General features: G+C 61.0%; 16 protein-coding genes and 1 tRNA gene. 11 read left to right on the forward strand and 6 right to left on the reverse strand.

All coding sequences use genetic code 11. The features are described from left to right. Both tuf and ACILSO_RS12055 read right to left on the reverse strand, forming a co-directional pair. Positions 1 to 845 (reverse strand): elongation factor Tu (gene tuf / locus ACILSO_RS12050; RefSeq protein ID WP_395737659.1); only part of this gene is annotated, 845 nt, incomplete at its 3' end. A 77-nt stretch (positions 846 to 922) separates the two neighbouring features. Continuing rightward, positions 923 to 997 (reverse strand) — tRNA-Thr (locus tag ACILSO_RS12055). 288 nt (positions 998 to 1285) lie between these two features. Here ACILSO_RS12055 and ACILSO_RS12060 point away from each other — a divergent pair. The 9 genes from ACILSO_RS12060 (at position 1286) to smc (ending at position 14877) form a co-directional block, all read left to right on the forward strand. Continuing rightward, positions 1286 to 1732 carry a thioredoxin family protein gene (locus tag ACILSO_RS12060; protein ID WP_395737660.1) on the forward strand — a complete coding sequence of 149 codons (447 nt, stop codon included), beginning with the start codon at positions 1286 to 1288 and terminating at the stop codon, positions 1730 to 1732. 21 nt (positions 1733 to 1753) lie between these two features. Further along, positions 1754 to 3109, forward strand: coding sequence for a VWA domain-containing protein (locus ACILSO_RS12065; protein WP_395737661.1), 1356 nt, complete (start codon positions 1754 to 1756; stop codon positions 3107 to 3109). A gap of 550 nt (positions 3110 to 3659) precedes the next feature. Next, positions 3660 to 4982 (forward strand): Fic family protein, encoded by a 1323-nt coding sequence (locus ACILSO_RS12070; RefSeq protein ID WP_395737662.1) that lies wholly within the window; start codon positions 3660 to 3662, stop codon positions 4980 to 4982. 702 nt (positions 4983 to 5684) lie between these two features. Then, positions 5685 to 6029, forward strand: coding sequence for a DUF6547 family protein (locus ACILSO_RS12075; RefSeq protein ID WP_395737663.1), 345 nt, complete (start codon positions 5685 to 5687; stop codon positions 6027 to 6029). 177 nt (positions 6030 to 6206) lie between these two features. Continuing rightward, entirely contained in the window at positions 6207 to 6374 is a 168-nt protein-coding gene (locus ACILSO_RS12080; protein ID WP_395737664.1) for a hypothetical protein, read from the forward strand. Between the two features lie 23 nt (positions 6375 to 6397). Further along, a complete protein-coding gene (gene miaA, locus ACILSO_RS12085; protein WP_395737665.1) occupies positions 6398 to 7336 on the forward strand; it encodes a tRNA (adenosine(37)-N6)-dimethylallyltransferase MiaA in 939 nt (312 codons plus the stop codon). Beyond that, on the forward strand, positions 7291 to 8391 hold the full coding sequence (gene aroB, locus ACILSO_RS12090; RefSeq protein ID WP_395737666.1) for a 3-dehydroquinate synthase: 1101 nt from the start codon (positions 7291 to 7293) through the stop codon (positions 8389 to 8391). The genes miaA and aroB overlap by 46 nt, the downstream gene beginning before the upstream one ends. Positions 8392 to 8638: 247 nt before the next feature. Beyond that, positions 8639 to 10471, forward strand: a complete 1833-nt coding sequence (locus ACILSO_RS12095; RefSeq protein WP_395737667.1) for a BatA and WFA domain-containing protein — start codon at positions 8639 to 8641, stop codon at positions 10469 to 10471. A gap of 410 nt (positions 10472 to 10881) precedes the next feature. Next, positions 10882 to 14877, forward strand: a complete 3996-nt coding sequence (smc, locus tag ACILSO_RS12100) for a chromosome segregation protein SMC (protein ID WP_395737668.1) — start codon at positions 10882 to 10884, stop codon at positions 14875 to 14877. Positions 14878 to 15059: 182 nt separating this feature from the next. Here smc and ACILSO_RS12105 read toward each other — a convergent pair whose 3' ends face one another. Together ACILSO_RS12105 and ACILSO_RS12110 are read right to left on the reverse strand one after the other, a co-directional pair. Then, the gene (locus tag ACILSO_RS12105; RefSeq protein WP_395737669.1) at positions 15060 to 16223 is read right to left on the reverse strand and encodes an acyltransferase family protein; all 1164 of its coding nucleotides are present in this window, start codon (positions 16221 to 16223) and stop codon (positions 15060 to 15062) included. A 111-nt stretch (positions 16224 to 16334) separates the two neighbouring features. Further along, entirely contained in the window at positions 16335 to 16814 is a 480-nt protein-coding gene (locus ACILSO_RS12110) for a hypothetical protein (RefSeq protein WP_395737670.1), read from the reverse strand. Between the two features lie 202 nt (positions 16815 to 17016). Between ACILSO_RS12110 and ACILSO_RS12115 the strand changes: the two genes are divergently transcribed. Together ACILSO_RS12115 and ACILSO_RS12120 are read left to right on the forward strand one after the other, a co-directional pair. Further along, positions 17017 to 18462, forward strand: coding sequence for a hypothetical protein (locus ACILSO_RS12115; RefSeq protein WP_395737671.1), 1446 nt, complete (start codon positions 17017 to 17019; stop codon positions 18460 to 18462). 61 nt (positions 18463 to 18523) lie between these two features. Further along, positions 18524 to 19012 (forward strand): YpsA SLOG family protein, encoded by a 489-nt coding sequence (locus tag ACILSO_RS12120; RefSeq protein WP_395737672.1) that lies wholly within the window; start codon positions 18524 to 18526, stop codon positions 19010 to 19012. Positions 19013 to 19028: 16 nt separating this feature from the next. Here ACILSO_RS12120 and prmC read toward each other — a convergent pair whose 3' ends face one another. After that, positions 19029 to 19907, reverse strand: a complete 879-nt coding sequence (gene prmC, locus ACILSO_RS12125; protein WP_395737673.1) for a peptide chain release factor N(5)-glutamine methyltransferase — start codon at positions 19905 to 19907, stop codon at positions 19029 to 19031. Positions 19908 to 19942: 35 nt separating this feature from the next. Then, on the reverse strand, positions 19943 to 20509 hold the full coding sequence (locus ACILSO_RS12130; protein WP_395737674.1) for a 5-formyltetrahydrofolate cyclo-ligase: 567 nt from the start codon (positions 20507 to 20509) through the stop codon (positions 19943 to 19945). Positions 20510 to 20591: the final 82 nt, after the last annotated feature.

Genomic DNA, 20591 nt, shown 5'->3' on the forward strand with positions numbered 1-20591 from the left:
GTGCCGCGAAGCAGAAGGCCCACGTTGTCGCCAGCACGACCTTCGTCGAGCAGCTTGCGGAACATTTCAATGTCGGTGACGGTGGTCTTGACGGTCGGACGGATGCCGACGATTTCCACTTCGGACATCTTCTTGATGATGCCACGCTCGACACGGCCGGTGCAGACGGTACCGCGACCTTCGATGGCGAACACGTCTTCCACGGGCATGAGGAAGTCCTTGTCGATCGGGCGCTCTGGCAGCGGGATGTAGCTGTCCACGGCGTCCATGAGCTTGTGGATGTTGGCTTCGTGGGTCGGGTCGCCTTCGGCGGCCTTCAGAGCGGAACCCTTCACGATCGGGATTTCGTCACCTGGGAAGTCATACTTGGAAAGGAGGTCGCGAACTTCCATCTCCACGAGGTCGAGGAGTTCTGGATCGTCCACCATGTCCACCTTGTTCATGAACACCACGAGGGCGGGCACGCCGACCTGACGGGCAAGCAGGATGTGCTCACGGGTCTGGGGCATCGGGCCGTCAGCGGCGGAGACCACGAGGATCGCTCCGTCCATCTGGGCGGCGCCGGTGATCATGTTCTTCACATAGTCAGCATGGCCGGGGCAGTCCACGTGTGCGTAGTGGCGCTTGTCGGTTTCATATTCCACGTGGGCGGTGTTGATCGTGATGCCGCGTTCCTTTTCTTCAGGAGCTGCGTCGATTTGATCGTAAGCCTTGGCCTGAGCGAAGCCTTTCTTGGAAAGGACAGTCGTGATGGCGGCGGTCAGGGTGGTCTTGCCGTGGTCAACGTGGCCAATCGTGCCGATGTTGACGTGCGGCTTGTTGCGTTGGAATGCTTCTTTAGCCATGTGGGTGGATTAGTTGAGGGGGTGCGCTTGGGACTAAGTTCGTTTGTCGTGTTTCGAAGATCCCCACGTACTGCCGCTGGAGCTGTTAGAGGGACTTGAACCCTCGACCTCGTCCTTACCAAGGACGTGCTCTACCACTGAGCTATAACAGCGTAACCGGCGGCGGCTTCGTGAGAAACCTCCTCCTCTTTCGACAAGAAAACCGGGATATGCAAATCTCCAAATGACTGGCGTCAGGAGACAGTACACCCCGGCTTTTTCCGAAAAAGTGGTCCGAGCTTAGGACAGTGCGCCTTTCTGTCAAAGACTATTTGGGTTGTTTTCGAAAGATTTGGAATTTTTACGCCGTCCGCACCTTCTTGCCACCGCATTTTAGGCTTGGCGGAGTGCCCGGTCGGCACATACTGCCTTGTCCGGATGTCTATCCCATCCTTATCCCTATGAAAACCTGGCTGCTCTCCGCATTCTCCCTCTTCATGGTCGCCACTTCCCTCTCCGCCAAAACCGGCTGGGATGACGATTATGAAAAATCTCTCGCCAAGGCCAAGGAATCCAAAAAAATGGTGCTGCTGGACTTCACCGGCTCCGACTGGTGCGGCTACTGCATGAAGCTGGACGCCGAAGTCTTTTCCAAGCCCGCCTTCAAGAAGTTCGCCAAGGCCAATCTCATCCTGGTGGAGCTGGATTTCCCCCACAACACGCCCCTTCCCAAGAAAACCGAGGCGCAAAACAAGGAACTGGGGAGAAAATACAACGTCAATGGCTATCCCACCATCGTCCTGCTGGACAGCGAGGGCAAGGAGGCCGCCCGCTTCGTGGGCTATGATCCTGAGCTGCTGAGCAAGCTGGAAGCGAAGGTGGGCAAGCCAAAAACGGACGCCAAGTAGATCGTCACCCACGCCTGGGACATGCGCACACTCGTTTCATGCTGCATAGCGGTCGCCCTGGCGGCCCCGTGCCTGCATGCAGCGGAAGACCCGGGCACAGCGCTGAAGGGCATCGTTAAAAACGCCCGCAATGGCGTTCAGGAGGCCCTGACGCCGTTGAAAGATCTGTACGCGCACAAACAGGCCGGAGAAGCCGTGCTTTCGCTGATCAGCGACAAGCGCACCGGCATCGGCATCAAGCTGCGCCTGGCAGAAATTGTGGCCGCCTGGCCCGCCGGAGACGGACGCAAGGCGCTGATGGACTGGCTGGTCAAACATCAGGCCTGCGATGACGACGAACTGATGTTCTTTTCAGGGATTCGCCTGAGGGAGGCCCGGACCTACTTCTGGAACATGCTGAGCCAGGCCAAGGCCCCGCTTTCGACTGTGAAAGATCCCGCCCGCATCGCCCTGGCCGCCCGCGCGCTGGGGGGCTTTCAGGACAATCCGGACATCGTCGTGGCCCGGGTGGCGGAACTGCTGGACCCAGCCCTCCCACACGTCATGCGCGCCTGCGCCGCCGAAGCCATGGGCGGCATGCGCAGCCCCGTGGCCCTGCAGTCTCTCGTGCCCTTTCTGAACGACGAAACCATCGGCGAAGCCGTGCATTGCTCGCTGTATCAGCTTACCGGCCAGGATTTCGGCGATGACCCGGACAAGTGGAAGGAATGGATCACCGCCCAGGGCGCCAACATTCCGTGGAAAATGCTGGCCCGCAGCGACTACGCCGAATTTCTCAAGACGCAGAAGCTGCTCAAGCCCCTGGACGACGCCGTCGTCATCAACAACATGGGCTCTTTCTACGGCCTGGAAATCCGCAGCAAAGGCGCGCTCTTCATCCTGGACGTGAGCGGCAGCATGAACCGGGACGACCGCATCGGCAAGCTCAAGGCGCAGATGGGCAACCTCCTCACCGCGCTGCAAAACAAATCCGCCCGGCTGCGCTACGGCATCGTCACCTTCGGCTCACAGGTGGACTCCTGCTTCCCCGCCAAGGGCATGGCGCTGAACGATGACAAAAACCACCGCCAGGCCGAGCAGTTTGTGGAACGCATCCAGGCCGGCGGCGGCACGCCCATGTGCGAAGTCTTCAATCTCGCCCTCACCCGCATGGTCCCGGATGGTGCCATCGACTCCATCTACTTTCTCAGCGACGGCCAGCCCAGCGATGGCACCCCGCTCCAGGTGCTCGACTACGCCCAGCGCATCCACGCGCAGTACAAGGTGCGCATCCACACCATCAGCATCGGGGAGGAAACCGTCCCCGGCAGCGACACCCCTTCCCTGCTCAACCAGATCGCCACCACCTGCGGCGGCTCGTTTACGGTGCCACCGTGAGGAAGCTCTGTTCGTCCTCGATTATGGCGCGCCGCATGCCCCAGAAGGTTTGCAATCGTTGGCGATCGTTTGCGAGGGTTTGATGCAGGCTGGTCCTTCCCGCGCTGCAGACCGCTCCCCCTCCCTCAATTCAGCGCCGCGGTGGAGCATCCCCCCTCCCCTCTGACCGAAGTTGCCGAGTTTCCACACCTAAGCACGGCAACTCGGCAACTTGCATCCCCTGACGCTCAGTATCCTGCGCAACGAAGGGCACCACGTGGCATTTCATGGCAATAAGCAGCAATAAATAACATCTTTTCACCCTCGATCAGCTCCTCTCCGCGGCAACTCTTCCTCGTCCGCAAGTTGCCGTGGTTTCCGACTCACACCCACTCTGTGAGCATTTCGAGGCGAAGCTCGAACGACCGCACCGGGGCGGCATCCGCGCGGTCTGCCCGTTCAGGAGAGACATCAGTAACATCAAGAATATCATATTCCTCACCTGCCACAGCCACCCAACTTTCCCCGCTTTTCCATTGGCATCCCCTTCCATCTCCGGCTTCCCTGCCCCATGCACACAGAGATCCAGTCCCTCGACGCCCTGCGGGATGAATGGCAGGCCCTCCAGCCGCTGACGGCGGAGAATGAGGCACGCCTTTGGAAGAAGCTGCGCCTGGAGTGGAACTACCACTCCAACCATATCGAAGGCAACACCCTGACCTATGGCGAGACCGAGTTGCTCCTGCTGCATGACCGCACCACCGGCAACCACAGTCACCGTGAGTATCTGGAGATGAAAGCCCATGATGTGGGCATTGAGCACGTGCGCACAATCGCCGCAGATCATGGCCGCGTGATCACCGAGGGCGACATCCGCGACCTGAACAAGATCATCCTCAAAGAGTCCTTCTGGAAGGCTGCCGAGACACCCGATGGCCAGAGCACGCGCAAAGAAATCATACCCGGTCAGTACAAAACGACACCCAACAACGTGCGACTGCCAGGTGGTGGCACCTTCCTGTTTGCCAGCGTGGAGGACACGCCGCCGCGCATGAGCGCCCTGGTGGCATGGCTTCAGCAGGAGCTGGCATCCCCCACCCTCCCCATCGCCGCCTGCGTTGCCAAACTGCACCACGACTTCGTTCTCATCCATCCCTTTGACGACGGCAACGGACGCGTGGCCCGCCTGCTGGTGAACTATGTGCTCATGCGCAGGGGTTATCTGCCGCTCATCGTTCCCACCGGAGAAAAAGAAGACTACCTCACCGCCCTTCGCCTGGCCGATGCTGGCGAACTCTCCTCCCTCATGTCCTACCTCCAGCGCCGCCTGGAGTGGTCCATGCAACTCGGCATCAAGGCCGCCAGAGGTGAGAGCATTGAGGAGCCAAGTGATCTGGAAAAGGAGATCGCGATCTTTGTGAGGAATCAGACCGGTTCTCTCGACAAGGTGAAAAAACGTTCGGAGCAGGTGCTACGCGAGCTGATTGACTTGGGACTCGGCAAGTTCGTTGACAACTTGGGGGAAAAATTCGGCAAGCTAGCGCCACTTTTCGCAGATTATTCGGTGCAGGTTCAACCAAGAGTTTCTGCCGCGGGGAGCAATCCCCTGAGCACTTTGAAATTCATGGTTCAAAATGCCGACAGAGATTTCATCTTTATCGCACAGCATTCTTTCCACTCATTTCGCGGCCAAGCACTAGATCATTTCGACTTTAACATAGAGGCAAGAATAACGTTTTCTGAATTTCGCTACACGATCAAAGTTGGCAATATGCTGTTGATCGACAGACTCTACACCGAACCCGTCCTCCCAGACGAAGCCGAAGCCCTTGCCAACAAAGCCCTGGCCCATGCATTCGCCGAGATCAAGAAACGCAGCGGCAGCGAGGGATAACTCCGGTATACTGACGCATACCGCGTGAGCGAGGAAGCTGAGTCCGTAGCGCATCCTATACCCGGCGAAAGCGGTAGCTCCGATGCAGGGCTGCGCCTTGCATCTTCGCGACCGCACTCCAAGAGGCTCACTCGTACCCGCCTGCCCCGTGCCCGCCGAGTTGCCAAGTTGCCGTGCTTAGGTGTGGAAACTCGGCAACTTTCACTGTATCGCCGCCAAACAGCCATGCTCACGGTGGAAACAGAAGGAAAGCAGAGGCAGCAGATGGCACGCAGGCGCAGTTTTCTGGGCGTGAGATGCACACCTCATGGCAACTTCTCGAGGTGCTCAAGTTGCCATGGTTTACAGCCCAGCAGGCCGCCGCGCGGCCCCTTAGGAGGGGGATCATCCTGATCCCCCAGCACTCCGCTTTCACGCACAACCCCGCATGGCCAAGTACGACGGGTGCCACACAGCTTGAGAAACTGAATCGACGAAAAATGTGCCGGGGATCAGGATGATCCCTCTCCTCTCCCAGCGCAGCAGACGTGAGTTTCCGCGCCAGCAGGGTGTGCGAGGAATTGGGGTGCCGTTGATAGGGTTGATGTTGCTGACGTTCCTCCACACCGCCAGACCAGCAGGCCTGCAGGCGGTTGTTTTGAAAAAAGGTGACCCAGGCCCTCGCTCTTACGGCATGGTGTCTTCAAGAAAACCTCCTTCTACATGAGCACTCCCTCCGAACTTACCGCCTACAAAGCTTTCATCGACGGCCTGATTTCCCGCCGCGGAACTCTGACCTACCGGCTCCAGGCTTTCAGCTCCGGAGAATGGCCGCGCGAGCATGCCGGAAAGCTCGACGCCTTGCCGGAGGACATTCGCGATGCCATCCGCGCCATCATGATCTCCACGGCCGAGGCCGCCACGCATGATGTGCTGGCCTACCTGGACGAGCAGGACGTTCGTCTGGAAGCAGGCGGCACCCGGCTCCCTCATGCGCCCTACGGCTCTCCTTTGCACGAAGACTGGGCGCTGCGCGTGCAGAACCTGCCGTGGTACGATGAGGAGTGAGCGAAATCTCTCCACCCAGCGCGCTGCGTCGCCATTCCGCTCTTCTCGTTCCACAGCACCCGCGTTTGCCGCTGTTGCGCGGCGCTATTGCGGACGGGAAAGTCGACCCCACCCCTTCTGCTTTTCCCATCCTCCCCACTTGAGCCGCGGCTCCCCCTGCACTACCCTCCGCCTGTCATGAAAATCATCGCTTCCATCCTCACCGTCGCCGTTGTTTTCTCCCTTTCTTCCTGCCGGGGCAGCGGCGGACCCATGACGCGCGCGGGACGTGGTGTGGACCACGCCATCTACAAAACGGGCCAGGGCATCGAGCACGTGGGCCGCAAGATCGAAAGCAAATTCTGACGCAGACTGCGCTGCGCCCACACATGCTTCCAGCCAGCACCTTCTTCATCACCGGACCCACGGCCTCGGGCAAATCCGCTTTGGCCATCGCCTTGGCGGAGCATGTGGGCGGGGAGATCGTGAATGCGGACGCCTTTCAGCTCTACGCGGGCATGGACATCCTCACAGCCAAGCCGCAACCGGCGGACATGGCGCGGGTGCCGCACCACCTCTACGGCGTGCTCCCTCTCTCCGAGGCCTGCGATGCCGCGCGCTACCACGCGCTGGCATTGCCTGTGATCGAGGAGATCGCCTCGCGCCGCCGCGTCCCCATCGTCGTCGGCGGCTCCGGCCTTTACGTCAAGGCCCTCACCCACGGCCTCTCCCCTTTGCCAGCCGCTTCGCCACAAATACGCGAGCGCTTCAAACATCTCAGTCCCGGCGAAAAAATCGTATGGCTGCTGCAGCGCGATCCCGAAGCGGCCACCACCGTGAACCTGCGCAATCCCCGCTACGTCGAGCGCGCGCTGGAGATCTGCCTGCTCACCGGGCGCCCCCAGTCCGGCCTGCGCCGCTCGTTTGAGCAGGCTGAGCCTCAGGTGAATGGCGTCATCCTCGAGTGGGACCGCGCGAAGCTGTACGATCGCATCAACCGGCGCACGCAGACCATGTTTGATGCCGGGTTGATCGAGGAGGTCGCCGCCCTGCAGCATCTCTCCCCCACCGCAGAAAAGGCCATCGGCGTGCGTGAGGTGCGTGCCTGTCTCGACGGACAGGTCTCCCTCCCGGACACGATCGCCGCCATCCAGCAGGCCACCCGGCATTACGCCAAGCGCCAGATCACGTGGTTTCGGCGCGAACGCTGCTTCCAAACGATTTGCCTCGATTCCGTTCCGGCGGCAGAGTACGCGCTACCCCATCTTTTCGAACTTTTTCCATGCCTCCGCCCGTCCAGCCCGCACGCCCCGTCTTCGTCAATCTAGGTCCACGCAGTTACCTCGTTCAGGTCGGTCGCGATTTGCTCAAAACGCTCGGTGAGGAGATCAACAAGAAGATGCCGGACCGCACCACCTGCGCCGTCGTCACCGACTCCAACGTCGGCCCGCTGTATGCCGAGACGGTGATGCAGAGCCTGCGTGCCGTGGGCAAAAAGCCGAACCTCATCACCGTCCCTGCCGGCGAGTCTTCCAAGTCCCTCTCCTGGAGCGAGTCCGTGCTCGGCGAGATGGTGCGCTTTGGCCTGGACCGCAAAAGCTTCGTCGTCGCCCTCGGCGGCGGCGTCATTGGCGATCTCGCGGGCTTCTGCGCGTCCGTGTACCAGCGCGGCGTGCCCTACGTGCAGGTGCCCACCACCGTGCTCTCCCAGGTGGACAGCTCCGTGGGTGGCAAGACCGGCGTGAACCTCCCGAATGCCAAAAACATGGTCGGCTGCTTCCACCAACCGACCCACGTCATCGCCGATCTCGACACCCTCAGCTCCCTGCCCACCCGCGAGTGGAATGAAGGCTTTGCCGAAATCATCAAGCACGCCTGCATTCGCGATGCCTCCATGTTCAAGGCCATCGAAGACATCGCCGCGGGCAAAGGCGACATCGTGGCCCTCATCCGCCGCAATATTTCCATCAAAGCCGTCATCGTCGAGGCGGATGAGTACGAGACCATCGGCACCCGCGCCCTGCTGAATTTCGGCCACACCCTTGGCCATGCCATCGAGGCTGCCGCAGGCTACGGCCGGCTGCTGCACGGAGAGGCCATCAGCCTCGGCCTGCGCGCCGCCGCCTGGCTTTCCATGCAGGTCAGCGATCTCACCAGCGACGACTACGAGCGCATCCTCGCCCTGCTCCGCCTCTGCGACCTCCCCATCCGCCTGCCCGACGACCTCGACACGGAGGAAATCATGCGCATCACCCGCACCGACAAAAAATACGAAAACGGCAAGATCCGCTTCGTCCTCCTCCGCAAGATCGGCGAAGCCTATGTGAGCAAGGACGTCCACGAAGGCCACCTGAAGCAGGCGCTGGACGAGCTGCGGAAGTGAGGGCCCCGGCGAGCCGTAGGATGGGCGTGGCGACAGCCCGCCCGTCCGTCAGCGCGTGATGACGCCCCATGACTCGGTGCCGCCAATAGTCGGGCGGTTTGGCGGAGAGAACAGCAGCCCCTGAGGAAACCCCGCACGCCAAACACACCCAGCCTACGATCCGGATCGGACACTCCACAGCAACTCTTCGACTTTTTTGCTTCTTTTTGCGTCTCTTTGCGGCCACTCTCCCGTCTGCTCCTCCTGAATGCGCTTTCTTTCCCCCAGCTACCTGCACCTCCTCTGGCTCGCGCTGATCCCGCTGGTGCTGTGGCTCTTCCGCCGGCAGGCGAAGCGGGTGCCGGTGTCCACGCTGCTGTTTTTCAAATCACTCGCGCGGGAGCATCAGGAGTCTGCCTGGCTGCGCCGCATTAAAAAATGGCTCTCCCTGCTGCTCACGCTGCTGGTGCTGTTCTTCGCCATCTTCGCACTCGCGCGGCCCAGTGGAAACCTCTCGGCAGACTCGGTCAGCGCCGTCGTCATGGTGGTGGACTGCTCCGCCTCCATGTCGGCCACAGACGTGCAAGGGCAGACGCGCCTCGCCCTGGCCAAACAGCGCGTGAAGGAGCGCATCCGCTCCCTGCCAGACCAGGCCGTGGTATCACTCATCGCCTTTGACTCACGCGCCCGCGTCCTCCTCTCCCGCAGCCGCAACCACCGCGAATGCCTGCGCCTGCTTGAAGAACTCATCCCTCTGCCCATCGAAGGCAAACCGGAGGCCGCATTGACAGTCGCCCAGCGCCTCGCCGATCTCGAATCCCACTCCCGCATCTGGCTCGCCACCGATGCCACACCGCCTGCTGACACCACCGTCGATTGGATCCCCGTGGCTTTGCAAGACCCCGTCAATGTCGGCATCACCGGCTTCCAGATCCGCCACAGTCCCCTCGCGCGTGATCGCTACGAGGCCTTCGTCAAAGTCAGCGCCGCCGCCAGCAACAAAGACAAGACCACCGCCACGCTCGAAATCTCCATCGCCGGACGCATCGCCCAGTTGCGAGACATGGACCTCGCGCCCGGGGAATCCACCGCGCTCATTCTCCCTCTGGAAGGCGTGCGCGGCCAGCAGCTGGAAGTGCGCGTGAAAGCCGCCGGCGACTGCTTCAGCTGGGACAATGCTCTTGCCGCCCCGCTGCCAAAAACCAAGCCCCTCAGTGTCGCCTATTTCGCCGACAAGCCCGACCCCTTCACCGCGCTCGCCCTTTCCTCCCTCATCGAGACCGGCCGCATCGAAATGCGCAAAGGAGATCGCTCCGCATGGCCGCCCAAGGAAAAGCCGGACGTCTATGTCTTCGAGCACTGGCTGCCCAAGGAGTGGCCCGCGGACCGCCCCGTCATCGCACTCACACCGCAGGGCAGCTCCGGCCCGCTGCGTACCCGCACCATCAGCAGCATCCCCCACGATGCCGTGCGCACCGTCCAGCCAGACCACCCCGTGCTCTTCCGCGCCAGCAGCAGCCGCATCGCCGTCACCCAGACCACCGTGCTCGATCTTCCCACCTCCATCGAGCCGCTGTGGATCACCGGCAGCGAGCCCGTTCTTGCCGCCGGGGAAACCTCCGGCCAGCGCCTCGTCGTCACCGCCTTCTCCCCTTCTCAGTCCGAGCAGCTCGCGCTCCTTCCCTCCTTTCCTCTCATCCTCGGCAATGCCCTCTACTGGTGCGCCGAAGACAGCGAAGCCCTCGCCGACATGCGCACCCTGCACACCGGCGAAATGCTCCACACCGACTCCCTCGTGCAGTGGCACGCCTGGAACGGCGACACGTTCACCGAAGTCTCCGACGATCCCGCCCACGGCCTGCTCGCCCTCACCCGCATCGGCAGCTGGGAAACCGGAGACCGCACCGGCACCTGCGCCCTCATTTCCGATTCGGAAACAAGTCTCCCAGCCCTCGCCCCCGGCGGCCCCCAATCCCTCCAGCCCCCCGCCCCCATCATCACCGCCAGCGCCTTCAGCACCTGGCCCAAGCGCCTCATCTGGCTCGCGCTGGCTTTGCTGCTGGCGGAGAGCTTTCTGTTTCACCGCAAGGCGGTGTATTAAAGGCGAGCGTGCCGAATCAGCCGTAGCGTGCCAATCCTACCGTAGGACGTGCGTGGCGACAGCCCGCCCGTCCATGAGCGCATGATGACGCCACCTAGCTCGCTGCCGCCCAAAGTCGGGCGATTTGGCGAAGATCCCAACAGCCCCAACGAAAACCCTGCGCGCCAAACACGCCCAACCTACGTCCCAAACCACCCCCTTGAAAACTTGTTCACACCCGCTACCATTATTCACAGGAAAAACGCCCTGAAAAATCCCACATCTTGTTTAAGATGTCTTAACGATCCCCAAGATAACGTGGAATTTTGGGTTCACTCTTGCGGGCATCCGGCGTGAAATGGTTCTGTCCCACCCGGCACCCGTAGTGCCTTTCGTTTTTCGGTTTTCGTCATTCGTCATTTCTCACCGCCATGTACCTCAAAAGCCTCACCCTCCACGGCTTCAAATCCTTTGCCGACAAGACTCACTTCGAGTTCCACAAAGGCGTCACCGGCATCGTGGGCCCAAACGGCTGCGGCAAATCGAATGTCGTCGATGCCATCCGCTGGGTGCTTGGGGAAACCTCCGCCAAAGCTCTGCGCGGCGATGAAATGGCCGACGTCATCTTCAATGGCACTGACAAACGCAAGCCCGTGGGCCTCGCCGAAGTCACTCTCACCATGGCGGACTGCGAGCAGTCGCTGAACGTCGATTTCAATGAAGTCGCCCTCACCCGCCGCGTCTTCCGCGATGGCCGCAGCGAATATCGCCTCAACAACACCATCTGCCGTCTCAAAGACATCCACGATCTCATCGCCGGCACCGGCATCGGCCGCGCCGCCTACTCCATCATGGCGCAGGGCCAGATCGACATGCTTCTCAGCTCCAAGCCCGAAGACCGTCGTACGGTTTTCGAAGAAGCTGCCGGCATCACCAAGTTCAAGTCGCAGAAGCGTGAAGCCCTGCGCAAGCTGGAATACACGGAAGCCAATCTCCTTCGCGTCGCCGACATCATCGCCGAAGTGAAGCGCCAGATGGGCACCCTCCAGCGCCAGGCCGCCAAGGCGCGCCGCTACCAGACGCTGCTGGAAGACACCCGCCTGCTGGACACTCACCTCGCACACAAGCAGTACACCGAATTTGCCGGAGAAAAATCCGAGGCCGAAAATCAGGTGCGCATGATGGCGCAGCAGATCGAGCAGCTTCAAAGCAAGCTGCAGGTCGCCGAAACGGAAGCCGCGCAGACCCGCGAGGCCTACCACGCGCTCGAGTCCCAGATCTCCCAGGCACGCCAGCAGGCGCAGGAGCTTCGTTCCCAGATGCAGAGCGCGCAGAGCCGCCTCGGCTTCAACCGCGAGCGCAGCGAGGAGCTGGAAGGCCGCATCCGCCAGAACGAAGAGCAGATCGCCAACAACGAAGAACTGCTCGATCAGGCCCGCCGCGATCTCGCCAATGCCGATGAGCAGCTTCTCGCCATCACGGACAACATCCAGATGCGCCAGCTCGCCATGAACGAGCACGCCAGCCAGCACCAGAGCATCCTGCCAGAGCGCAACCGCCTGGAAAGCGACCGCCGCGCCATCCGCGAATCCATCCGCCAGTTTGAAGGCCAGATCGCCTCCAGCGAAGCCCGCGCCCAGTCGCTCGGCAGCCAGATCTCCGGCGACCGCCAGCGCCACGAATCCCTCTCGCATGATCGCATGACCGCCTCGCAGGCACGCGAGGTGAGCCAGATCGAATTCGACGAACTGCAGCGCCAGATTCAGGAGCTGGAGGACACCCGCAATCAGCTTGAAGAAAAGGCCAAGGACTGCGCCCGCGAAATGATCGAACGCCGCCGCCAGCGCGACGCGATGAACAACGAGCTGAACGACCTCCAGCGCAACCTCACGCAGCGCAAGTCACGCCTGGAAATCATCGAGCAGCTTCTGCAAAAGGGCGAAGGCCTCTCCGCCGGCACGCAGAAGGTCATCAGCGGCCTCGACAATCCCGAAGTCTATTCCGTCGGCGTGCGCGGCCTCCTCGCCTCCAGCATCGAAGTGGAGCCTGAATTCATCACGCCAATCGAAGCCGCGCTCAAAGATCACCTGCAGGCCGTGCTTCTCACCGAAAGCGAACTTGCCGCGCAGATCATCGACCGCCTCACCGATCACAAGATGGGCCGCGCTGCTTTGGTGCCGCATGATTTCTGCAATCTTCGCAGCGCCTCCGATCGCGAACTTCTCCCCGCGGGCGCCATCGCCTGGGCCACGGACAAAGTGCGCGTGAAGACCGGCGTGCAGGGCCTTCTCGACCATCTTCTGCACAACGTCGTCGTCGTGGACGATCTCCACACCGCCCTGCGCATGAAGCGCGAGATGCCCCACCTCGCCATCGCCACCATGCGCGGCGAGTTCATCACGCATGACGGCATCATCACCGGCGGTGCCGCCAAGGAAGAAGGCTCGTCCACCCTGCGTCGCGAGGCCGAGGTCCGCCAGCTTCGCAGTGAAGTCGAAGCCCTCGAATACCAGTACATGGAGAAGGAAGACGTGGTGAACAGCATCTCCACGCAGCTCGAAGAAATGCAGCGCGAGGAAGTCTCCCTGCGCGAGCAGTCCCAGCGCGCTCGCGAAGGCTTCTCCCAGTTCCAGGGCAAGATCAGCGTCGTCCAGCGCGCCCTGCAGCAGGCCACCGCCAAGCTCGAAAGCGTCGAGTGGGACCAGAACCAGATCCAGGAGCGCATCAGCGGTTCCGAGAGCCAGATCACTCAGCTCCGCGAGGCCGTGGCCATCGCGCAGGAGCAGCTCGAAACCTCGCGCATTCGCGAAGCCGAGCTTGAACTCGAAATGGAGTCCTTCCTCCGCCGCGAACTTGAGTCCAGCGAGCGCCTCAATGAACTGCGCACCGCCCTTGCCCTTGAGCAGAGCGCCCTCCATTCCATCGAGCGCCAGAAGGCCCCGCTCGGCATGCGCCTGCAGGAGCTCCAGTCCGGCATCAACCGCTTCGCCGAGGAGATGAACACCTGGCGCATGCGCATCCAGCAGAGCGAGGCGGAAAACGCCCGCTTTGAAGAGCAGATTGCCTCCCAGCGCGACACCATCGGCGCCATCGAAGAACACCTTCAGTCCAAGACCGAAGAACGCGCCGGATTGTTTGAGCAGGTCAGCCAGCTCGAAGCCCAGCTCACTCAGCTGCGCCAGAGCTTCAATGGCCTCAATGAATCCCGCAACCGCGCCGAAGTCTCGCTCACCCGCGTGGACCTTCGCCTCGAAAATCTCATCAATCAGGTGCAGGAGCGTTACAGCTTCCACATCGAAGCCTTCGAGCCTGACTACCACGTGCTGATGGTCACCATCGAGGAGCAGAAGAAGAACCGCAACCGTGGCAAAAAAGGTGCCGCCAGCGCAGCCGAGAGCAGCGCGGCGAACGATGGCGCCGAAGCCTCCAACGAAGATCCCGCCGAAGAAGCCGAAGCTGAAGAAGTGCCGCAGGTCCGCGCCGTCTCCAATCGCGATGACGATGCCGTGGACATCGACGACGTCGTCATCCCCGGCCAGGAAGCCGAGCCGGACTGGGCCTTCGTCATGGAAGTCGTCTATGAACTCCGCCAGAAGCTCGAAGGCATCGGCCCCGTGAACCTCGACGCCATCCAGGAGTTCGAAGAACTCGAAGAGCGCCACAACTTCCTCGACACCCAGCACAACGACCTCGTCAAATCCAAGGACGAACTGCTGCAGGTCATCGCCAAGATCAATGAGACCACAAAGACCATGTTTGTGGAAACATTTGAGCAGGTGCGCGGCTTCTTTAACAACAACTTCCGCGAACTCTTCGGCCCCGCCGCCAAGGCCGACCTCATGCTCGTCGATGAAAACGATCCGCTCGAGTCCGGCATCGAAATCATCGCCAAGCCCCCGGGCAAAAAGCTGCAGACCATCAGCCTCCTTTCCGGTGGCGAGCGCAGCATGACCGCCGTCGCCCTGCTCTTCTCCATCTACCAGGTCAAGCCCAGCCCCTTCTGCGTTCTCGATGAGCTTGACGCTCCTCTCGATGAAACCAACATCGGCCGCTTCCTCAAGATGCTCGACAGCTTCATCGACAACTCCCAGTTCATCATCGTCACCCACAACAAGCGCACCATGAGCCGCGCCGATGTGATCTACGGCGTCACCATGCAGGAGTTCGGCGTCAGCAAGCCCGTCGGCGTCCGCATGACCACGGAAGACACCCGCACCCTGGAAAAATCCGCCCAGGAACTCGCCCTCGAAGCCCCCAACCAGCAGAAGCGCAAGAAAAAGTCCGAAGGCGATTCCGACGCCGAAGCCGATGCCTCCGACGACACACCTCCCGACACCATCCCCGTCAACGAAGACCTCGACGAAGAACAGGCCCGCCTGACCGCCATCGAAGAACTCGAAGAACAAACTCCCGCGGCGTTGGTGTAAATCGCAAAGTACTCCAGAGCTTTAGCTCGTTCTGGACAGCGCACCCTTGAGTCAAAAAGTCGTCAAGCAGTCAAGGCACCCCGCCGAAGCTGCATCGTCCTCGTCCTCCTACTCGAACTCGTCCTCGTTCCTGCCGCTCCGCGTCTCTCGCACAATGGGGACCGATTGGCAGCATATCACCCCTATTTCCCGCGATCCAAACGCCGCCCCAGATTCATCATGGGGCGCTCAATGCCCACATGCAGCGCCACTGCCACCAGCAGGATCAAAGGAAAGCCGACGAAGATGAGCAGCAGCAGAGTGTCTCGGGATGAGACATTCGGATTCCAACGCAGTATCATCGCGAGAAAGCCGATGATCATCGGCCAGTGCACCAGATACAGCGGATAGGATATATGCCCCAGCCACTGCAGCCAGCGATGACGCAGCGCGGAGCGAACCATGGCGAGAAACCGGGAAAACAGATCATCGCCTTGCACAAAAATGCAGCCAAACGCCAGCGCCCACAGCGTCAGCGCCACCGCATGCCAGCGTGTCAGAAAGCCCAGGGCCAGAACCGCAGCCACGGGAATGGCGAAGGCCCTGGATCGCTCGTGCCGTGAGGCCGCAAACATCTCATAGAGATGAAAGCTGCCGATCCCGACGAGAAACAGCGGAAGCTGATGCAGCAGAAAAGCATACTGAGGATTGCCGGGGCCAAACAATCGCGAACCCACCCAGCTCAGCGCCACGAGAAACAGCGTCCCGGTGCCCGAGCGAATTACGCGAGCCAGCAGCGGAGCCACCAGATAATACTGCCACTCCAGAGTGATGCTCCACGCAGGCCCCAGCAGTGTCCCGGTGCTGTTGCTGAGGACAGATTTCGGAAGAACGCCATTGAGCAACGTCAGGTGCCAGAACGCGTGCAGACCAGTCGCGGACGTTTCGCTGAGGGAAAGGTCGCGGTTCCACTCAAAATACACAGTCGCGTTGCGCCAGGCGGCCGTGCTTAGCACAAAGGGTGTCAACCAAAGAGCCGCCACCGTCCCCAAGACAAGGCAGACAAGATAGACCGGGTAAATGCGAAAGAACCGCCCTCGCATGAAGCGCCCGTAGGACTCCTGACGCCGGGATAGCAAAAACGAAATCGCAAAGCCGCTGAGGATGATGAATGCGTCCACCGCCGAGCCAGCCCCCACGAACTCTTCCCAGATGTCTTTCAACAGGCCCGGCCCGCTGACAGATTCCCAGAACCCGGACCAGCAAAACATATGCGCCAGGGCCACCCAGACAGAGAGCAGCCCTCTCAGTCCGTCCAGCTCGTCCACGCGGACAGCCTGATGCTCCGCTTTTGAAGTGCTCGTCATACCACGAGGCTTAGCAAAAAGCCACATCGCGGGCAATGCTGAACATGCTGCCCCAACATTCCACTTTGCCATCGCAACTCACACTCCCAGCGCATGGCGCTCTTTCTGCTCTCACGCCTGATCTTTGTTCATCTCGTCGTTCTGCCCGGACTCATTTTCAAACCTCTCCCTCCACACCTCCTCATACTTTTCCGTCAATTCCCCATCACCCACCCGTTTCCCCAGTTCAATCAGTTCCCGACACGCATCCCGCTCCTCCGGGTAAAAATACAGGATCTTTTCATACTCCTGCACCGCCGACTCCACCTTGCGCTCCTGGCTGTACTTCCGCGCCAGCACGTATGACAGCGGCGGCTTATCAAATTCATCATCCGGATAAAACAGCGCCGCAAACGGCCGCGCGATCCACTCCGAAACCTTCACCGCCGTATCCGGCGCGATCATGATGATGAAGGTCACAAACAGCAGCGCACTCCCAATCACCGGAAACGCAGCCCCGATGCCGCCAGCCTTCAATCCCGCGGACATAAGCCACACACTCACCAGGAGTACGATCCCTGCCAGGATCCAGCGCGCTTTCGTCCAGTTCATGCCGATGAGTAACTGAGGAGGTCGCGGAGTCAAGCCACCCAACGCCGTATTGTAGTCCCGCCTTTAGGCGGTCTGGAAAGCACCGCCACACCCACAACCCCGCATTCACAACCACTTTAAACTTGTAACCTGAAACTTGTAACAACGCGCTAGGATCAAGGGGGATTTCGAGTAAGAGCACGCGTACGATTTTCCGCCCGCCATGACCTTCACCCTCGACTCCTTCCACTTCCACGTGTTGCCCATGCACACGCGATTCCCGTTCAAGTACGGCATCGCGAGCATGAACGCCCTGCCGCACCTCTTCGTCACGGCAAACGTCGTCGTGGATGGCAAAGCTGTCGCTGGTCTCGCCAGCGAAGGCCTGCCTCCCAAGTGGTTCACCAAAAACCCCGACACGCTCTTCGAGATCGATCTCGCCGAGATGATCGCCGTCATTCAAAACGCCTCACGCATCGCCCGCCTCGCCGCCGAAAAACCCACTGGCTTCTTCACCTGGTGGCAGAACTTGTACACCGAGCAGTCGAGCTGGGCGCGCGTCAAAGAAACGCCCTCCCTCCTCGCCAATCTCGGCGTCAGCCTCATCGAACGCGCCGTGCTCGACGGTCTCTGCAAAGCCCTCGGCCAGCCTCTGCACGCCGTCCTTCGCTCAGACATCCTCGGCATCGATCTCGGTGCTGTTCGCGAAGAACTGCGCGGCATGCGCGTCTCCGATGTCATCGCGCCCTCCCCCCTCTCCCACGTCCACGCCCGCCACACCATCGGCCTCGGCGATGCCCTCAGCTCCGCCGAAGGCAGCCCGGACGACGGACTCCCGTATACCCTGGAAGAAACCATCCGCGCCTACGGCCTGCGCTATTTCAAAATCAAAGTCTGCGGCAAGCCCGAGATCGACATCCCGCGTCTGCGCGAGATTACCCACATCATCACCACGAACTGTTCCTCAGGCTTCCACGCCACGCTCGATGGCAACGAGCAATTCTACGACCTCGCCTCCTTCCGCGAATTCTACGCCACGCTTCGCGCCGATCCCGCCCTCGCTCCCCTCTTCCAAAATCTCCTCCTTATCGAGCAGCCCCTGCATCGCACCCAAGCCCTGCACGATGACGTCGGCACCACTCTCCGCTCCTGGAATGAAGGCCCCGGCATGATCATTGATGAAAGCGACGGCTCACTCGCCGATCTCCCCCGCGCCCTCGATCTCGGCTATCGCGGCACCAGTTACAAAAACTGCAAAGGCATCGTCAAAGGCCTCGCCAATGCCGCCCTGCTCAAAAAGCGCGCCGCCACCATTCCCAGCGGCCCCATCCTCAGCGGAGAAGATCTCGCCAACGTCGGCCCCGTCGCCCTCCTCCAGGACCTCAGCGTCATGGCCCTCCTCGGCATCACCCATGTCGAGCGCAACGGCCACCACTACTTCCGCGGCCTCAGCATGCACTCCCCGGCCACTCAGGACTCCGTCCTCACCACGCATGGTGGATTATACCATCGCCATCCCCAAGGCTTCCCCACCCTCCACATCCAAAACGGCTCCATCGACCTCCACACCGTCAACACCGCCCCCTTCGGCTGCGGCATTTCCCTCGATGCGTCTCAATTCGAACCGCTGAACGCGTGGATCAAGAGAGGTGGAATGGGAGAGCTGTAAGGCCAGGTGCACGGCTTTAATAGTGACCGCGAAGAGATCCAGCCATGTTATAGAAGGACGAATGAAGAAGCCCATTTTCAAAATCATCTCAGGCGCGCAAACAGGCGTGGACCGAGCCGCGCTGGATGCAGCCCTGGCCTTTGGCGTTCCCTGTGGAGGCTGGGTGCCGGCAGGACGTCACGATGAAGACGGCCCCATTCCAACGCACTATCCTGTGAAAGCATTGAAGGAGGGCGGTTATAAAGAGCGCACCATTCAGAATCTCTGCGATGCCGACGGCACACTGATCCTCTACTTTGAAGAACTAGAAGGCGGCACCGAGCTGACCGTGGCCCGCTGCATCAAGCTGCACCGTCCCTACCGCCTGATCGATGGCGCGGAGATCAGCGCAGAGCGCGCAGCCGATCTTGCCCTGAGCTTTGTCAACAGCCGCAATCTCCACAGCCTCAATGTGGCCGGCCCACGTGGAAGCAAAAGGCCGGAAGGTTATGCCTATGCGCTGGAGGTCGTCTCCATGCTGCTCACAAAGCTCGGGTATCACCGCAAATGAAAGGTGCTTGAGCCATTCACTCCGTGATCTCCACAACTTCGGCCTCAGCCACCTCCACCCTCACCGGCGCCACAGCAAACACAAACCGGTGTATCCCCGCCAGATCGGCAGCGGTACTCGCATTCAGATACCCCAGCTCGGTGCATCTCGTCGCAACAGGCGCTCCCTGATCATGCCCCACCTCCAGCGCAATCAGCGCTCCCGTGTTCAGATGCGGCAGCGCATCCTTCAGAAACCGCTCCACGATGCGCAGTCCATCCGGCCCGCCATCGAGTGCGAGAATGGGATCACGCTTCACCTCGGCACTCAGCGTCGGGATCTCCGCACTCGGGATATAGGGCAAATTGGCCACGATCACATCAAAGCTGCCGCTGATTTTCTCAAATAGATCACTGCGCAAAAACTTCACATTCGCTCCGAGCCGCGAGGCATTCAGCCGCGCCAGATCCAGCGCGTCTTCACTGATGTCCGCCAGCACCACCTCGCTCAGCGGCCACTCTTTCGCGAGGATTAGGCCAATGCAGCCCGAGCCCGTGGCCATGTCCAGCACACGCGCAGGCGCAGCGGCAAACTTCTTCAGCACCATCTCCACCAGCGTCTCCGTCTCCGGACGCGGCACAAGAGCGCGGTGATCACTCACCAGCTCATGCCCGCAGAACTCCACGCTGCCCAGCAGGTGCTGCAGCGGCTCCCCTTCCCCACGGCGCTTCAGCAGCTCGCGCAGTTTCACCAGTTCCGGCTCGGGCACGCCTTCACCAAAGCGCAGATACAGATCCAGCCGTCGGCAGCCCAGCACATGCGCCAGCAGGTGCTCCATGTTCAGCCGCGCCTCCTCGATCTTGCGCTTCTCCAGATAGGCGGTGCCGGACTGGACGATTTCGAGGATGAGCTTCATAGGTGAAAAAGGACGACTGCGCACTAATCAGACACTCATACCCGGATCAAGCCGGATTCGGTGATGATTTGATGGATGTGCTGGTCGTGAAACTCGGTGGTGATGTGATCCACCAGCTGCAGCTCAAAGGCCACTGCGACACGCTCCGCCCGGCAGCCTGGATCTGCCAGCAGGCGGTCATAGTAGCCGCCCCCACGCCCCAGCCGCTTCCCCTCGCGCGTAAAGGCAAGCCCAGGCACCAAAATGATGTCCAGCGCAGCCACATCGACCGCCTCACAGTGCGGTTGCGGCTCCCACACGTTCATCTGTCCGCGTTGCAGATCACCCGTGCCATTCACCAGCCGAGGCTGCAGCGCTTGATGTTCAATCTGGAAAAAACACGTGCGCATGCCCAGCGCATGCAGCGCCGGCAGCAGATGCGTCACGAGGTCAGGCTCATTCTTCAGCCCTCCAAAGAGTGCCACCACAGCGCCCGCACGCCACGCAGCCGCGAGCTGCGTGAGGTGTGCGGCGATGCGCACACTCGCCGTGCTCCGCGTGGCTTCGTCCATCGCACGCAGCCTTTCGCGCATGGCCTGGCGCAGGGTGGGTTTGTCATGCATAAGCGTTCGCGATTGGAATAAATAAGAACGCGCGGGAGATGGCGAATGCGCTGACCGAAAGGCAGGAATGCCCGTCGTACCT

It is taken from the genome of Prosthecobacter sp., assembly GCF_044226605.1.
Classification (GTDB): domain Bacteria; phylum Verrucomicrobiota; class Verrucomicrobiia; order Verrucomicrobiales; family Verrucomicrobiaceae; genus Prosthecobacter.

Bases quoted from the DNA above. Each gene is read 5' to 3' on its own strand.
- ACILSO_RS12060 (WP_395737660.1), top strand. From the start codon at position 1,286: ATGAAAACCTGGCTGCTCTCCGCATTCTCCCTCTTCATGGTCGCCACT.
- ACILSO_RS12065 (WP_395737661.1), top strand. From the start codon at position 1,754: ATGCGCACACTCGTTTCATGCTGCATAGCGGTCGCCCTGGCGGCCCCG.
- ACILSO_RS12070 (WP_395737662.1), top strand. From the start codon at position 3,660: ATGCACACAGAGATCCAGTCCCTCGACGCCCTGCGGGATGAATGGCAG.
- ACILSO_RS12075 (WP_395737663.1), top strand. From the start codon at position 5,685: ATGAGCACTCCCTCCGAACTTACCGCCTACAAAGCTTTCATCGACGGC.
- ACILSO_RS12080 (WP_395737664.1), top strand. From the start codon at position 6,207: ATGAAAATCATCGCTTCCATCCTCACCGTCGCCGTTGTTTTCTCCCTT.
- miaA (WP_395737665.1), top strand. From the start codon at position 6,398: ATGCTTCCAGCCAGCACCTTCTTCATCACCGGACCCACGGCCTCGGGC.
- aroB (WP_395737666.1), top strand. From the start codon at position 7,291: ATGCCTCCGCCCGTCCAGCCCGCACGCCCCGTCTTCGTCAATCTAGGT.
- ACILSO_RS12095 (WP_395737667.1), top strand. From the start codon at position 8,639: ATGCGCTTTCTTTCCCCCAGCTACCTGCACCTCCTCTGGCTCGCGCTG.
- smc (WP_395737668.1), top strand. From the start codon at position 10,882: ATGTACCTCAAAAGCCTCACCCTCCACGGCTTCAAATCCTTTGCCGAC.
- ACILSO_RS12105 (WP_395737669.1), bottom strand. From the start codon at position 16,223: ATGACGAGCACTTCAAAAGCGGAGCATCAGGCTGTCCGCGTGGACGAG.
- ACILSO_RS12110 (WP_395737670.1), bottom strand. From the start codon at position 16,814: ATGAACTGGACGAAAGCGCGCTGGATCCTGGCAGGGATCGTACTCCTG.
- ACILSO_RS12115 (WP_395737671.1), top strand. From the start codon at position 17,017: ATGACCTTCACCCTCGACTCCTTCCACTTCCACGTGTTGCCCATGCAC.
- ACILSO_RS12120 (WP_395737672.1), top strand. From the start codon at position 18,524: ATGAAGAAGCCCATTTTCAAAATCATCTCAGGCGCGCAAACAGGCGTG.
- prmC (WP_395737673.1), bottom strand. From the start codon at position 19,907: ATGAAGCTCATCCTCGAAATCGTCCAGTCCGGCACCGCCTATCTGGAG.
- ACILSO_RS12130 (WP_395737674.1), bottom strand. From the start codon at position 20,509: ATGCATGACAAACCCACCCTGCGCCAGGCCATGCGCGAAAGGCTGCGT.